The 15,120-nt window shown below is 65.0% G+C and carries 13 protein-coding genes; 6 read left to right on the plus strand and 7 right to left on the minus strand.

What is annotated here, in order from left to right; all coding sequences use genetic code 11:
• Positions 1-90: 90 nt before the first annotated feature.
• A complete protein-coding gene (locus AC07N6_RS00100; protein WP_494780297.1) occupies positions 91-1,254 on the minus strand; it encodes a diguanylate cyclase in 1,164 nt (387 codons plus the stop codon).
• A gap of 407 nt (positions 1,255-1,661) precedes the next feature.
• Here AC07N6_RS00100 and dacB point away from each other — a divergent pair, with 407 nt between their 5' ends.
• Positions 1,662-3,119 (plus strand): D-alanyl-D-alanine carboxypeptidase/D-alanyl-D-alanine endopeptidase, encoded by a 1,458-nt coding sequence (dacB, locus tag AC07N6_RS00105; protein ID WP_494780298.1) that lies wholly within the window; start codon positions 1,662-1,664, stop codon positions 3,117-3,119.
• Between the two features lie 97 nt (positions 3,120-3,216).
• On the opposite strand, the gene AC07N6_RS00110 is transcribed toward dacB, so the two are convergent.
• Genes AC07N6_RS00110 through AC07N6_RS00120 form a run of 3 tightly spaced genes read right to left on the minus strand, consistent with a single transcriptional unit; the run spans position 3,217 to position 5,209 of the window.
• Complete coding sequence (locus AC07N6_RS00110) at positions 3,217-3,747, minus strand: TPM domain-containing protein (RefSeq protein WP_494780299.1); 531 nt, start codon at positions 3,745-3,747, stop codon at positions 3,217-3,219.
• Between the two features lies 1 nt (position 3,748).
• The gene (locus AC07N6_RS00115; RefSeq protein WP_494780300.1) at positions 3,749-4,594 is read right to left on the minus strand and encodes a TPM domain-containing protein; all 846 of its coding nucleotides are present in this window, start codon (positions 4,592-4,594) and stop codon (positions 3,749-3,751) included.
• A gap of 21 nt (positions 4,595-4,615) precedes the next feature.
• Positions 4,616-5,209, minus strand: a complete 594-nt coding sequence (locus tag AC07N6_RS00120; protein WP_141912483.1) for a LemA family protein — start codon at positions 5,207-5,209, stop codon at positions 4,616-4,618.
• A 168-nt stretch (positions 5,210-5,377) separates the two neighbouring features.
• Between AC07N6_RS00120 and pyrF the strand changes: the two genes are divergently transcribed.
• Entirely contained in the window at positions 5,378-6,196 is an 819-nt protein-coding gene (pyrF, locus tag AC07N6_RS00125; RefSeq protein WP_494780301.1) for an orotidine-5'-phosphate decarboxylase, read from the plus strand.
• Positions 6,197-6,295: 99 nt separating this feature from the next.
• On the opposite strand, the gene AC07N6_RS00130 is transcribed toward pyrF, so the two are convergent.
• The 3 genes from AC07N6_RS00130 to thiL all read right to left on the minus strand — a co-directional run bounded on the left by AC07N6_RS00130 (position 6,296) and on the right by thiL (position 8,419).
• Positions 6,296-6,778 carry a CinA family protein gene (locus AC07N6_RS00130; protein ID WP_494780303.1) on the minus strand — a complete coding sequence of 161 codons (483 nt, stop codon included), beginning with the start codon at positions 6,776-6,778 and terminating at the stop codon, positions 6,296-6,298.
• Between the two features lie 127 nt (positions 6,779-6,905).
• Positions 6,906-7,457, minus strand: a complete 552-nt coding sequence (locus AC07N6_RS00135) for a phosphatidylglycerophosphatase A family protein (protein ID WP_494780304.1) — start codon at positions 7,455-7,457, stop codon at positions 6,906-6,908.
• On the minus strand, positions 7,454-8,419 hold the full coding sequence (thiL, locus tag AC07N6_RS00140) for a thiamine-phosphate kinase (protein ID WP_494780305.1): 966 nt from the start codon (positions 8,417-8,419) through the stop codon (positions 7,454-7,456). The genes AC07N6_RS00135 and thiL overlap by 4 nt, the downstream gene beginning before the upstream one ends.
• Before the next feature lie 551 nt (positions 8,420-8,970).
• On the opposite strand from thiL, the gene AC07N6_RS00145 reads away from it, so the two are divergent.
• From AC07N6_RS00145 to AC07N6_RS00160, 4 genes are all read left to right on the plus strand, one after another.
• Positions 8,971-11,283 (plus strand): NADP-dependent malic enzyme, encoded by a 2,313-nt coding sequence (locus AC07N6_RS00145; protein ID WP_494780306.1) that lies wholly within the window; start codon positions 8,971-8,973, stop codon positions 11,281-11,283.
• Positions 11,284-11,326: 43 nt separating this feature from the next.
• Positions 11,327-11,668 carry a hypothetical protein gene (locus AC07N6_RS00150; RefSeq protein WP_494780307.1) on the plus strand — a complete coding sequence of 114 codons (342 nt, stop codon included), beginning with the start codon at positions 11,327-11,329 and terminating at the stop codon, positions 11,666-11,668.
• Positions 11,669-11,798: 130 nt separating this feature from the next.
• On the plus strand, positions 11,799-13,157 hold the full coding sequence (locus AC07N6_RS00155) for an MFS family transporter (protein ID WP_494780308.1): 1,359 nt from the start codon (positions 11,799-11,801) through the stop codon (positions 13,155-13,157).
• Positions 13,158-13,319: 162 nt separating this feature from the next.
• The gene (locus tag AC07N6_RS00160) at positions 13,320-15,119 is read left to right on the plus strand and encodes a sensor histidine kinase (RefSeq protein WP_494780310.1); all 1,800 of its coding nucleotides are present in this window, start codon (positions 13,320-13,322) and stop codon (positions 15,117-15,119) included.
• Position 15,120 lies beyond the last annotated feature (1 nt).

Consider the following 15,120-nt stretch of genomic DNA (forward strand, 5'->3'; position numbering starts at 1 on the left):
CTCCTCCCTTGATTTCCCTAGGTCGATGTTTTCACAGTGGTCTCGTGGCGGCCCCGAAAGCATCGGCCTTTTTTGCGTCCATGCATTGGCTCACGCGGTCCGCGCATCGGTTGCGCTCTTGCCGTGCGCGCGGTGCAGCCCTGCGTCCCATGCCACCAGACAATCCCGTCCCTTTTCCTTGGCGCAGTACATGGCCTGGTCGGCGCGCTGCAGCCAGACGTAGTGCGCATCCATGTCGGGCGTGAAGGGCACCAGGCCGGCGCTGACCGTGCAACCCCACAGGCGGTTGTCGCCGGATTGCTTGCTGCGCGCCTGTTCGACCAGGCGCTGCGACAGCAGCAGGGCGTCGGCGACCGCCGTGTTGCGAAGGATGACCACGAACTCCTCGCCGCCATAGCGGCCGATCAGGTCATCCTCGCGCAGGTTGGCGCGCAGCAGTTGCGAGAAATTGCGCAGAACTTCGTCGCCGACCAGGTGGCCGTGGGTGTCGTTGATGTTCTTGAAATGGTCGAGGTCGAGCAGCAGCAGGCAGGCGCCGTGGCCGCCGCGGCGGCACTGCTCGAACTCCTTGATGAGCAGGCTTTCCCAATAGCGGCGGTTGAACAGGCGGGTCAGGCCGTCTATCTGGCTGACGATCTCGAATTCGCGGGAGCGCTCGGCCAGTTTTTTGGACATGTCATAGGTCGACTTGCCCAGCACCAGCGGATAGAGCGCCAGCATCGGCAGGCAGGCCGCAATGGTGGCGATGTCGGATTGCGGCATGAAGCGGTAGTCGAGCAGCAGCCAGCCCAGCAGGAATCCGGCTGCGCTGGCGTAGACGCCGCGCATGAACAGGCGCACGCCGCCGGCGGCGATGTTGTCCATCGACAGCATGGAGAGGATGACCGCGCTGGGCACCAGGTTGCCGTTCATGGCGGCGATCCAGAAACCGCCGAAGCCGGCGTCGATCACCAGATTGCGGCGTTCGGCGCGGTAGGGGATCTTGTTGCGCAGCGCCCAGCGGCGCGCCACATGCGGCCAGACGAAGCCGTGCAATACCAGCAGCGCCCACAGCGGCCAGCCCACCGGATTTTGCACGAAGCCGGCCGCGACGCAGAAAAAGCCGATGCCCAGGCCGATCACGCGCAGGACGTAGATGCGGTTGACAAAGCGCACGCCCTTGCCTATCAGGGCTTCCGGCGGCGGGTCGTCAGGGCGTTTGGGACGCTTGCGATAGAGCGCGACCGGATTGAGCAAAGCCAGCAATGCGGACAATCGCCGCTTGCCGCCGAGTCGGGCGTGCCGTCTGGTAGTGCCGGATGACATATCGGTGCTTCTCTCTCGTCCTGTTCCAGAGGGGGCAGTTTTATCCGTAGCGATTCCGGCGACGCTTCCGCATGCCGGACACTGCATTGCGCTGCCGGGGCCAATGTAATGCAGCAGCGTTTGTCATCGTAACCGCAAAGCCTTTGCCGTGAGACAAAATCGGCGGCGCAGGCGCGCCGGGCAGGCGGCGTGTGCGCACGATGTCATTCAGGCAATTTCAGCCGGGGAATTGTCGCACAGGCGCATGACGGCATGATGTCGCCGGCAGCGGCGCGACGCCTGCCGCCTGGCTTGCCTCTAGCTTGTCCCTATCTAGCTTGCCCCTATAATGCGTGATCTCCATGTTTGGTCGAATCATGCTGCGTTTCCCATTGTTTTTTTCCTTGCCTCGCTCCCGCCTGCCGTCATTCCGTTCGCTGACCCTTGCCGTGTCGCTGCTGGCGGCCACCGCCGCCGTTGCTGCCCAAGGCTTGCCGCCGGCCGTGGTCGGGGCGCTGCGTGTGGCGCATATCCCGCAACAGAATACCGGCGTGCTGGTGCTCGAGGCCGACAGCGGCAAGCGGGCGCTGGTGGCCAGCAACCTCACGCAGCCTTTCAATCCGGCCTCGGTGATGAAACTGGTGACCACCGACGCCGCGCTGGAACTGCTGGGGCCGACCTATTCCTGGAAGACCCAGGCCTACATCGACGGCGCGCTGGAGCAGGGCGTGCTCAATGGCGACCTGATCATCAAGGGCGGCGGCGATCCCAAGCTGGTGGTGGAGAACTTCTGGCTGTTCTTGCGCCAACTGCGCGCCAGAGGCGTGAAAGATATCCGCGGCAACCTGGTGATCGACCGCAGTTTCTTCGCCGAGTCGACCTATGATCCGTCGCAGTTCGACGGCGATCCGCAAAAGCCCTATAACGTCGGCCCGGATGCGCTGCTGCTTAACTACAAGACGCTGGCCTTCCGCTTCGAGCCCAATGCCGCCGCCGGCACGGTGTCGGTGACCATGGAGCCGCCCTTGGCCGGCTATGCCATCACGCCGCCGCGCCTGTCGCAGGAAGCTTGCGGCGACTGGCAGGGCAAGCTGATGCTGGCCAACGATGCGTCGTCGGCCAGCTTCTCCGGCGCCTATTCGGCCGATTGCGGCCCCAAGGTCTGGTACGTGCATCCCTATCGCATGGGCAGCGTGCAGTACGCCGGCGCCATGTTCGCGCAGATGTGGGCCGATCTCGGCGGCAACTGGTCCGGCCGCGTGGTCAGCGGCGTCGTGACGCCGTCGGCGCGGCTGATGGTCGAGGCGCAGTCGCCCACGCTGCCCGAGGTGATCCGCGACATCAACAAGTACAGCAACAACGTGATGGCGCGCCAGGTGCTGCTGACCCTGGCCGCCGAGATGAGCGGGCAGCCCGGCGATACGGTGAACGGCGCGCGCGTGGTGCGCTCCTGGCTCAACGACAAGGGATTGGACACCAGCGGCCTGGCCATCGAGAACGGCGCCGGGTTGTCGCGCGTCGAACGGGTGACGCCGGCCTTGCTGGGGAACATGCTGGCGCAGGCTTACCGTTCGCCGCTGATGCCGGAATTCGTTTCCTCGCTGCCGCTGGTCGGTTACGACGGCACCATGCGCCGCCGCCTGAAGACGCAAAGCGTGGCCGGACAGGCGCATATCAAGACCGGCACGCTCAACGACGTGCGTTCCATCGCGGGCTATGTGCAGGCCGCATCAGGCAAGAGCTACGTGGTGGTGTTCCTGATCAACCACCCGAATGCGCCGGCCGGGCAGAAGGCGCAGGATGCGCTGTTGCAGTGGGTGTATGAGAATGGCTGAGGCCGGCTGACATCGCCTGACTCACTGAATCACTTGAGTCACCGATGAAAAGCGCCACCGCGGATAGACCGCAGGTGGCGTTTTGTTTTGGGGCGGGTCAGAGTATCAGCGGCTTGTCGGAGAGTTCGTTGCCGCCATCCGTATCGCCATCGTCGCGCGGCATGGCGCCGGCCAGCAGCGCATGCAGGTTGTCCAGCGCCTGCAGGGTGCTTTCGCGATAGGCGCCCTGCGCATAGCCGGCGGTCATGGCGCGGCAGACGTCCTGCCACTGCTGGCGCGTCACCACGCGGCTGACGCCGCGGTCGGCGACGATTTCCACTTTATGGTCGGCCAGGTTGAGGTAGACCAGCACGCCGCAGTTTTCCTCGGTATCCCAGATGCGGTAGCGCGAGAACAGTTCGTGCGCGCGCTGGCGCGAGCTTTCGCCTCGCCATACCGCACCCAGCGATAGCGAAGCTTCGACGATCATGCGTACCTGGGCGCGGTGTTTCTGCTCGCCTTCGCCGATATTGGCCTGGATCGCCTTGAGCGTGGCCGACGGGAAGGCGCGCCGCGCCGCCGCGTGGGGCGCGGCGAGGTGGCGCAGCAGGCGGCCGATCATGGAGGGCGTTGTCTTTTGCTGGCTCATCTCACCAATCCCCCGAGGCGCCGCCGCCGTCGAATGTGCCGCCGCCGCCCGAGAACGAATCGCCTCCGGATGAAAAGCCGCCGGGACTGCGGAACCCGCCTGAACGGCCGGAAGCGGCGTTGCGCGCGACCTGTTCCAGGATGCTGCCGATGATCACCCCGGCGCCGGCGCTGGCGCCGCGGCCCCAGTCGTTGCGATTGAGGTTGTCGCGCGCATTGCGGCGCGACTTGAGCAGCATGGCGAAGAAAATGAACAGGAACAGCAGCACCACAATCAGCGTCACCCAGCCGCCGCCATCATCCTGCGCCGTTTGGGCATGGCGCTGCGCGGCCGGCAGCTTTTCCTGGTCGAGCAGGCTGGCGATGGCCGACACGCCGGCCGCCAGCCCGCCGTAGAAATCGTTCTGGCGGAAGTGCGGGGCGATCACGTCTTCCAGGATGCGTTTGGACTGCGCATCGGTCAGGCTGCCTTGCACGCCGCGCCCGGCCTCGATGCGCAGGCGGCGCAGCGCCTTGGGGTTGTCCTTGGCGACCACCAGGATCACGCCGTCGTCCACGCCCTTGCGGCCGAGCTTCCAGGCTTCGCCCACGCGGATGCTGTATTGCTCGATGGCTTCCGGCGCGGTGGAGGCCATCAGCAGCACCGCGATCTGGCTGCCGGTGCGGGTTTCGTACTCGGCCAGCACGCTGTCCAGCGCGGCGCGCTGCTGCTCGTCCAGCATGTGCACCTGATCGACTACGTGGCCGGATAGCTGCGGAACGGGGACGAAATCCTCGGCCGCGGCCGCACCGCCCAGGACGGGCAGTAGGGCCAGCAGCAGTTGGAGTCGCAGGAGGAATTGACGCATCGGCGATGCCCGGGTTCAGGCTTATTTGCCGAAGTTGACGGTGGGGGCGGTCGAGATGGCCTTCTCGTTTTCCACCGTGAAGGAAGGCTTGACCGGATAGCCGAAGATCTTGGCGGTGATGTTGCTGGGGAAGCTGCGCGCCAGGATGTTGTATTCCTGGACCGCGGCGATGTAGCGCTGGCGGGCCACGGTGATGCGGTTCTCGGTGCCTTCCAGTTGCGATTGCAGGTCGCGGAAACTGGTGTCGGCCTTCAGTTGCGGATAGTTCTCCGACACCGCCATCAGGCGCGACAGCGCCGACGACAGCTGGCCCTGCACCTGCTGGAACTTGGCGAAGGCTTCGGGGTTGTTCAGCACCTCGGGCGTGATCTGGAAGCTGGTGGCGGCGGCGCGCGCCTGGGTCACGGCTTCCAGCGTGTCTTTCTCGTGCGCGGCATAGCCCTTGACGGTATTGACGAGGTTGGGAATCAGGTCGGCGCGGCGCTGGTACTGGTTGACGACTTCGCCCCAGGCGGCCTTGGTGGCTTCGTCCTTGGCCTGGAAGTCGTTATAGCCGCAACCCGACAGCGCCAGGGCCAGGAAAGCGGTGGCCAGCCATGCAAACCATTTTTTCATGTTGTGTTCCTCGTAAGAAAAATAAAGCGTGTGCGACCGGGATACCGTATTCCAAGTCTCTTTTCCCCCTGATTTTCCCGCCCGAAAAGCCTTGAAAAAGCGGGAGAAAACGAGGTTTTTCCGGTGCCAGCGGTACAATAGCGCATCTTTGCATATTAAGGCACCACCGTGACATTCATCGACAAGTTAAACGGCGCGTGGAAATCGCGTAATTCCCTGCTGTGCGTCGGCCTGGACCCCGACGTCAAGAAGATCCCCGAAGAATTGCGCGGCAAGTCGGACGCGATTTTCGAGTTCTGCCGCGCCATTGTCGACGCTACCGCCGACGCCGCCTGCGCCTTCAAGCCGCAGATCGCCTATTTTGCCGCGCTGGGCGCGGAAGACCAGCTGGAGCAGATCTGCTCCTACATCCGCCGCCATTACCCCGACATCCCGCTGGTGCTGGACGCCAAGCGCGGCGACATCGGCGCCACCGCCGAGCAGTATGCGCGCGAAGCCTTCGAGCGCTACAACGCCGACGTGGTCACCGTCAGCCCCTACATGGGCTGGGATTCGGTCGCGCCTTACCTGGAGTGGAAAGACCGTGGCGTGATCGTGCTGTGCCGCACGTCGAACGCGGGCGGTTCCGACCTGCAATTCCTGGAAGTCGAAGGCAAGCCGCTGTACCAGCATGTGGCGCGCCTGGTGGCCGAGAAGTGGAACACCAACGGCCAGTGCGGCCTGGTGGTGGGCGCCACCTTCCCGCAGGAACTGGCGCAGGTGCGCGCCATCATCGGCGACATGCCGCTGTTGGTGCCGGGCGTGGGCGCCCAGGGCGGCGATGTCGAAGCCACGGTCAAGGCCGGCCGGACTGCGGCCGGCGCCGGCATGATGATCAATTCCTCGCGCGCCATTTTGTACGCCCAGCCGCAAGCCGGCGAAGATTTCACCGCGGCGGCGCGCCGCGTGGCGCTGGAAACGCGCGACGCGATCAACAAATACCGTTGACGTTGAATATAGACCGGCCCGCCAGTCGCATGGCGGGCCGAAATGAAAACAGGCGGCGCCTCCATGGCATGGAGCGCCGCCTGTTTCGTTGCGGTTGACTCAATCGGCCAGCAGCTTCAGCAATCCCTTGAGCGAATGCACCACGGTCTGCTCGCGCACCGCTTGCCGGTCGCCCGCAAACACCAGGCGCTCGGTATAAGTCTTGTCGCCCAACCGCCAGCCGAAGCAGACGGTGCCCACCGGCTTGCCCGGCACCGCGCCGCCGGGGCCGGCGATGCCGGTGGTGGAGACGGCCACATCCGAGCTGCTGTTGGCCAACGCGCCTTCGGCCATGGCGCCGGCGATCTCCTCGCTGACGGCGCCGTGCAGCGCGATCATGGCTTCCGGGATATCCAGCAGCTCATTCTTGGAGGCGTTGGAATAGGTCACGAAACCGCAGTCGAACCATTCGGAGGAGCCGGCGATTTCCGTGATGGCGTGCGCGATGCCGCCTCCGGTACACGATTCGGCGGTGGCTAACAGCAGGTTCTTGGCCTTCAAGGCCTGGCCTACGCGTGTGGCTAAGTCAATCGTGGTGTCCATGAGTGTCATCCTTGGCTGTAGCGTCGGCCGCTGCCAACGGCCGCGGTCGGTTGATCATGTGCATGCAGGGACAGGATACTCCCGTCTTCGCGATTCTTGAACCGGAATATCGACGGTGTTTCGCAGGTCAGGCGTAGACGCGCCAGAAGGCGAACACCAGCAGCGTATAGAAGGCCGCCACGATGTCATCCCACATCACCCCGAAGCCGCCCTTGAAGCGGCGGTCGAACCAGGCGATCGGCGGCGGCTTGACCATGTCGAAGAAGCGGAACACGACAAACGCCGCGAACTGCGCCTTGGCGCTGGCCGGCGTCACCAGCACCAGCACCAGCCAGAAGGCGATGATCTCGTCCCACACCATGCTGCCGTCATCGGGCGAGTTGAGCGCGCGTCCGGTGCGATGGCAGGCCCAGATGCCGATCACGAAACCGGCCACGATGATGGCCAGCCAGTTGGCGGCGGTAAACACATGCGGCCAGCGTGCGGAAAGCACGGCATAGGAGAGCCAGGCGAACAGCGTGCCGGCGGTGCCCGGCATGATGGGCGAGAGGCCGCTGCCGAAGCCCTGCGCGATCCAGTGCGCCGGATGGGCCAGCATGAACTGGGCGTTGGCGCGGCGCTTCTTGTTGGCCGGCGCGTCGGTGGAAGGGGCGGGAGGGGCGGAAAGGTCTGGGTTCATGAGCGGAAATGGTCGAAGGAGCCGAGCTCCAGCTGTAGCGGTTCGCCGCCGGCATCGACGATGCGCAGGCCGGGGGCATGCTCCATCGTGCCGACGCGGGCGACTTCGACGCCGGCCGCATGGGCCGCCTTTTGCACGGCATGGCGCAGGCGCACCGGGGCGGTGAAGCAGAGTTCGTAGTCGTCGCCGCCGCTGAGCGTGAAGCGGCGCCGCAGTTCGAGCTCGCGCTGCTGCAGCACATTGCCGGGCGGCAGGGCATCGGCGTCCAGCGTGGCGCCGAGGTTGGAGCGTTGCAGGATGTGGCCGAGGTCGCCGGCCAGGCCGTCGGAGATATCGATGGCGGCGTGCGCGATGCCGCGCAGCGCGATGCCCAGTTCCACGCGCGGCGTGGGCTCGTGCATGCGCGGCGCCGCCTGCAGCAGTTCATGGTCGGACAGCGCGAGTTCGTTGCGGTAGCCGGCCAGCGCCAGGCGCGCATCGCCCAGCGAGCCGGAAACCCAGATATCGTCGCCGGCGCGGGCCGCATCGCGCCGCAGCGCCTGTTGCGGAGGCACTTCGCCGAACACGGTGATGCTGATGGTCAGCGGCCCCTTGGTGGTGTCGCCGCCGATCAGCTCGCAGCCGTGGCGGTCGGCCAGCGCCAGCATGCCGTTGGCGAACGGCGCCAGCCATTCGGGATCGGCCGCGGGCAGGGCCAGCGCCAGGGTGAAGGCGATCGGCTTGGCGCCCATCGCCGCCAGGTCGGACAGGTTGACCGCCAGGCATTTGTGGCCCAGCGCCAGCGGATCGGCATCGGGGAAGAAATGGCGGCCGGCCACCAGCATGTCGCTGGAGATGGCCAGTTGCATGCCCGGCGCCGGCGTCATCAGCGCGCAATCGTCGCCGACCCCGAGCGCCGTGCGGCTGTCGGGAGCGAGCGGGCGGCTGAAATAGCGCGCAATAAGTTCGAATTCGGAGAGCATGAGGCGATTGTAACTAATCTGTCATCGCTTCTGGAGGACAATATCGGCGTTCGCCGCCATGTTCATGAATACGCCGGATAAGGCGGGGAATCGGATGCTGCGCTGCAGCGAATGCACTGAAAGGGCGCGTTGCCCATGCGTCCTGGAATGGGGTGGCGGCGACGCAAATCGATGCCGGGAAAAGGATGGGCGGCAGGGCGCCGGCGCATCGCCTCCGTTCCCGCGCACCGCTGCGGCCGGGCCAAAAGCCTTGCCGGCCAGCGCCGCCGGCCGCTAAGGACTTTCCACAAGGTCCTTCCCGGCCGGCGCAGGCGAGTAAAGATTCGCCATTGCCAAGCTGCGCGCAACGTGTGCCCATCACGTCACTAACAGTCGTCAACTGCACCGCGAAGGGGCATGTTCGCGGACATCACGCGCCGCCGATGAAACGCCGCAAAGCCTGTTCCGGACTGGCTTTGCGCGGGGCAGCATGAAATCGGCGGCCTATGATTGGAGGCCGACCTCTGCTAGAATCGACGGTCTTCGCAAGTCAACATAGAGAATACAGAGTTATGGATTCGATGATCAGTAAGAAAGAAGAAGTGCGTCAGCAACTTCGTCAGGCAGCGCTGGAGTACCACGAGTTTCCGACACCGGGCAAGATCAGCGTCACTCCCACCAAGCTGCTGACCAACCAGCGTGATCTCTCCCTGGCGTATTCTCCCGGCGTGGCCGCGGCTTGCGAAGAAATCGTGGCCGACCCGGCCAACGCATTCAAATACACCGCCCGCGGCAACCTGGTGGCCGTCATCAGCAACGGCACCGCCGTGCTGGGCCTGGGCAACATCGGCCCGTTGGCTTCCAAGCCGGTGATGGAAGGCAAGGGCGTGCTGTTCAAGAAGTTCGCCGGCATCGATGTGTTCGACATCGAAGTCAATGAAAACGACCCGGACAAGCTGATCGACGTGATCGCGGCCCTGGAGCCGACCTTCGGCGGCATCAACCTGGAAGACATCAAGGCGCCCGAGTGCTTCTACATCGAGCGCAAGCTGCGCGAGCGGATGAAGATCCCGGTCTTCCACGATGACCAGCACGGCACCGCCATCATCGTCGGCGCGGCCATCCTGAACGGCCTGAAGGTGGTCGGCAAGAACATCAAGGAAGTCAAGCTGGTGGTCTCCGGCGCCGGCGCGGCCGCGCTGGCCTGCCTGGACCTGATCGTCGACCTCGGTTTCCCGATCGAGAACATCTACGTCACCGACCTGGCCGGCGTGGTCTACAAGGGCCGCACCGAACTGATGGATCCGGACAAGGAGCGTTTCGCCCGCGAAACCGATGCCCGCACTCTTGCTGACGTCATCCCCGACGCCGACATTTTCCTCGGCGTGTCCGCCGGTGGCGTGTTGAAGCAAGACATGGTCAAGAAGATGGCGCCGCGTCCGCTGGTGCTGGCGCTGGCCAACCCGACCCCGGAAATCCTGCCGGAAGACGTCAAGGCGGTGCGCGACGACGCCATCATCGCCACCGGCCGTTCGGACTATCCGAACCAGGTCAACAACGTGCTGTGCTTCCCGTACATCTTCCGCGGCGCGCTGGATTCGGGCGCGACCACCATCACCCGCGAGATGGAAATCGCCACCGTGAACGCCATCGCCGAGCTGGCGCAGGCCGAGCAGTCCGACATCGTGGCCGCCACCTACGGCGTGACCAACCTGTCCTTCGGCCCGGAATACATCATTCCCAAGCCGTTCGACCCGCGCCTGATGATCAAGATCGCGCCGGCCGTCGCGCGCGCCGCCGAGGCTTCCGGCGTGGCCGCCCGTCCGATCCAGGACATGGGCGCCTACATCGAGAAGCTGGAGCAGTTCGTCTACCACAGCGGCACCTTCATGCGCCCGATCTTCCAGGTCGCCAAGAAGGCCGCCGAAGCCAAGAAGCGCATCGTCTACGCCGAAGGCGAAGAAGAGCGCGTGCTGCGCGCGGTACAGGTGATCGTCGATGAAAACCTGGCCAAGCCGATCCTGGTGGGCCGCCCGGAAGTGCTGGAACAGCGCATCAAGAAGTTCGGCCTGCGCCTGCGTGCCGGCGCCGACTTCGAGGTCATCAACCCCAACTTCGACAACCGCTACCGCGATTACTGGCAGAGTTTCCTGGAAATGTCGCGCCGCAAGGGCGTCACCGAGCAGTACGCCAAGCTGGAAATGCGTCGCCGCCACACCCTGATCGGCGCCATGGCGATCCACAAGGGCGACGCCGACGGCATGATCTGCGGCACCTACGGCACCACCCAGCTGCACCTGCACTATATCGACCAGGTGCTGGGCAAGCGCGAAGGCGTGAACGTGTACGCGGCCATGAACGCCGTGATCCTGCCGAACCGCCAGCTGGTGCTGGTCGACACGCACGTCAACGAGAACCCGAACGCGCACGAGCTGGCCGAGATCACCATCCTGGCCGCCGAGGAAATGCGCCGCTTCGGCCTGCATCCGCGCGCCGCGCTGCTGTCGCATTCGAACTTCGGTTCCAGCAACAGCGAATCGGCCCGCAAGATGCGCGAGGCGCTGTCCATCCTCCGTGAAATGGCGCCGGACCTGGAAGTGGACGGCGAAATGCATGGCGACACCGCGCTCGACAGCAAGCTGCTCAACGCCGCGATCCCCGACTCGCCGCTGAAGGGCGATGCCAACCTGCTGGTCATGCCCAATATCGACGCGGCCAACATCGCCTACAACCTGTTGAAGACCGCATCGGGCAACGGCGTGGCGATCGGCCCCATCCTGCTGGGTTGCGCCAAGCCGGTTCATATCCTGACGCCGTCGGCAACGGTTCGCCGCATCATCAACATGACGGCGCTGTGCGTGATGGACGCGTTGTCGGAGCGTTGACCGGCAGCCGTACAGGCAAACAGCAGTACCAGAAAAGCGGTGCATGTCGAAAGACACGCGCCGTTTTTCTTTTTGGTCCGATTGTTTGATTGTTTCTATGCCGTCGACGTTAGCCAGATTCAGGAAATGGCCGATCGGTTCGTATTTCCTCCCGCGTAGCCGCCGCAACATATCTGGATGGAATCCCGCAAACACCGCTTTGCAGCATTCCGGGCATCCGCACGATTGTTGCGCCGCAGGAAAACGTCTTTCCTGGAAAAACCTTTTAAAACAGTGGCTTGGCAATCCGCTCCAGCCAGCCTTCTTCTGGCACGAAGCCTGCAATACATCAACAAAGCAGGCGGAGGCAGACACGATGCAGGCCATTCTTTCGCACGCGCATTAGCGTCGCGTCTTCTCCCCCATTTCATCGTCTTCGACAACGCATCCGCTGCGGCCATCCGGCGCCGGATGGGCGAGGGCACACACAACACGTCGCACCGGACAGGAAGGGGCGGCGACAACAGGAGATCTCCATGAGCGGCAAACAGCAATTGAGCCGGGCGGAATACCGCAAGCGCATCTTCGCCATCCTCGGCGCGTCATCAGGCAACCTGGTCGAATGGTTCGACTTCTACGTCTATTCCTTCTGCGCGATCTATTTCGCCCCGGCCTTCTTCCCCACGGGCGACCCGACCTCGCAATTGCTCAATACCGCCGGCGTGTTCGCCGCCGGTTTCCTGATGCGCCCGATCGGCGGCTGGCTGTTCGGCCGCATCGCCGACAAGCATGGCCGCAAGACGTCCATGCTGATTTCGGTGCTGATGATGTGCGGCGGCTCGCTGGCCGTGGCGGTGATGCCGACCTATGCCGCCATCGGCGCCTGGGCGCCGGCGCTGCTGCTGGTGGCGCGCCTGTTCCAGGGACTCTCGGTGGGCGGCGAGTACGGCACCTCGGCTACCTACATGAGCGAAGTGGCGCCCAATGGCCGCCGCGGTTTCCTGGCGTCCTTCCAGTATGTGACGCTGATCGGCGGCCAACTGCTGGCGGTGCTGGTGCTGTTCGGCATGCAGCTGTGGCTGACCAGGGAAGAACTGATGGCCTGGGGCTGGCGCGTGCCGTTCGTGCTGGGCGCCCTGGGCGCGCTGGTGGCGATGTACCTGCGCCGCTCGCTGGCCGAGACCTCCACGGCCGATGCCCGCAAGAAGAAGGACGCCGGCACCCTGAAGGGCCTGCTGCAGCACAAGCGCGCCTTCATCAATGTGGTCGGTTTCACCGCCGGCGGCTCGCTGATGTTCTACACCTTCACCACCTACATGCAGAAGTACCTGGTCAACACTGCCGGCATGGATCCCAAGCTGGCCAATGGCGTGATGACCGGCGCGCTGCTCGTCTACATGATCTTGCAGCCCATCTTCGGCGCCTTGTCCGACAAGATCGGCCGCCGCAATTCCATGCTGTGCTTTTCCATCCTGGGCATGCTGTGCACCGTCCCCATCCTGCACCTGCTCAAGGACGTCAGCAGCCCCTATGCGGCGTTCGGCCTGGCGGTTCTGGCATTGACCATCGTCAGCTTCTATACCTCCATCAGCGGCCTGATCAAGGCCGAGATGTTCCCGGCCGAAGTGCGCGCCCTGGGCGTGGGCCTGTCATACGCCGTGGGCAATGCGATCTTCGGCGGTTCGGCCGAGTTCGTCGCGCTCTCGCTGAAGTCGGTCGGCGTGGAGTCGGCGTTCTACTGGTATGTGAGCGCACTGTGCCTGGTAGCCCTGATCGTGAGCCTGCGCATGCCCGATCCGCAGCGCGACGGCCACCTCAATGAGGACGTGTTCATGGACGACGAGGCCGATGCCGGCAAGGCCGCGGGCGGCGCCGCGGCGCACAAGCCGGCCTGAGCGCCGCGCAGCGGCGGATGCGGGCAGATGATCGGGGGCCCCATCCGCGCTATCATTACGCTTGCACTACGGCTGGACGCGGCGCCTTCGGGCGCCGCGTCGCATCTGGAACCCGCGCGATGGCGGGCGTCCGCCGCTTCCCCTCCCCACCCATCCGAGCGCATGAGAGCAAGAAGAAACCTGCTGCTGTTCCTGGCCTTCATCGCGGCGACGCTGGCCGTATGCGGCGTCACCTACCAGCTCAGCCTGCGCAAGGCCGCCGCCGACCAGAACAGCCTGGGCTCGGCGCAACTGCAGATCGTGGCCATGGACCTGGAATCCATCCTGCAGAAATACGAAACCCTGCCATTCGCTCTCGGTTTCCAGGCCGACGTGCGCCGGGTGCTGCGGCACCCCGAGGACGCCGCCGCAGTCGACCGGCTCAACCGCGCCTTCAAGATCATCCAGCGCCAGTCGCGCGCCGTGCACATCTTCATGCTCAATGCCGCCGGCATGACGCTGGCCTCCAGCAACTGGGACGAGGAATTCAGTTTCGTCGGCCGCGACTTCGGCTTCCGTCCCTATTTCCGCGAGGCCGTGCAAGGGAGGGCGGGGCGTTTCTATGGCATCGGCAACATCTCCAGCGAACCGGGTTACTTCATTGCGCAGCCGATCTACCGCAGCCAGGACCAGGTCGCGGGCGATGCGCCGATCGGCGTGATGGTGGTCAAGGTCGACCTGGCCGAATTCGAACATACCTGGAGCAGCAGCGACGACCCGATCGCCCTGACCGATGCCAGCGGCGTGGTCTTCCTCAGCAATCGCCCGGAGTGGAAATACCACAGCCTCAAGCCGCTGAGCGCGCCCATGCAGCGCGAGCTGGAGGGCACGCACCAGTACGCCGACCTGCCCATCGCGCCGGTGACGGCCTTGCCCAAGGCCTTGCAGCGCGGCTTCGGCGAGCATGTGGCGCGGCCCGTCGCCAAGCTCGGTTGGGAGCTGATGCTGTACCCCTCGCGTGCGCGCATGGTGCGCTCGGCAACGCTGGCGACGCTGGCCGCGGCCTTGTTCATGGTGGCGCTGGCGATCTCGTTGCTGGCCTGGTACCAGCACCGGCGCCGCGTGCAGGAACGGCTGGAGTCGCGCGATGCCCTGCGGCGCGCGGCCGAGGAACTGGACCTGCGCATCGCCCAGCGCACCCGCGAGCTGACCGCCGCCAACCAGGCCATCGCCGCCAAGTACGACAAACTGCAGCAGACTGAGACGCTTTTGCGCACCACCCAGAACGAACTGGTGCAGGCCGGCAAGCTGGCCATGCTGGGCCAGATGGCCGCCGGCGTGACGCATGAATTGAACCAGCCGCTGGCGGCCATCCGCGCCTTCGCCGACAATTCGGTGAAGTTCCTGGCGCGCGGCCAGACCGCGCAGGCGGCGGAAAACCTGGAACACATCAGCAACGCCAGCGCCCACATGGGCAAGATCATCGCCCAGCTGAAGGGTTTCGCCCGCAAGAGCGGCGACCTGGTGGCGACGGTGGATTTGCGCCGGGCCATCGAGGCGGCGGTGCTGTTGCTGGGCAGCGAGTTCCAGCACCACGGCGCGGGCATCGCCATCGACATCCGCCGGCCGGCCAGCATCACCGGCGACGGAGTGCGCACCGAACAGGTCTTGATCAACCTGCTGCGCAATGCGCTGGATGCGGTCGAAGACGCGCCGCGCAAGCAGGTCAATGTGACCCTGGACGTGGAGGACGGGCAGGCCGTGGTGCGCATCCGCGACTCGGGCGCCGGCATTCCCGATGAAGTGGCGCCGCACCTGTTCGAGCCTTTCTTTACCACCAAGTCGTCCAGCAAGGGGCTGGGCCTGGGGCTGGCGATTTCCTCGTCCATCGTGCAGGCGATGAACGGCCAGCTCGCCGCGCATAACCACGAGCAGGGCGGAGCCGAATTCATCGTGCGCCTGCCGCTGCAAAACAACGGCTGAC

This window comes from Herbaspirillum sp. GW821-FHT09A12, assembly GCF_059418325.1.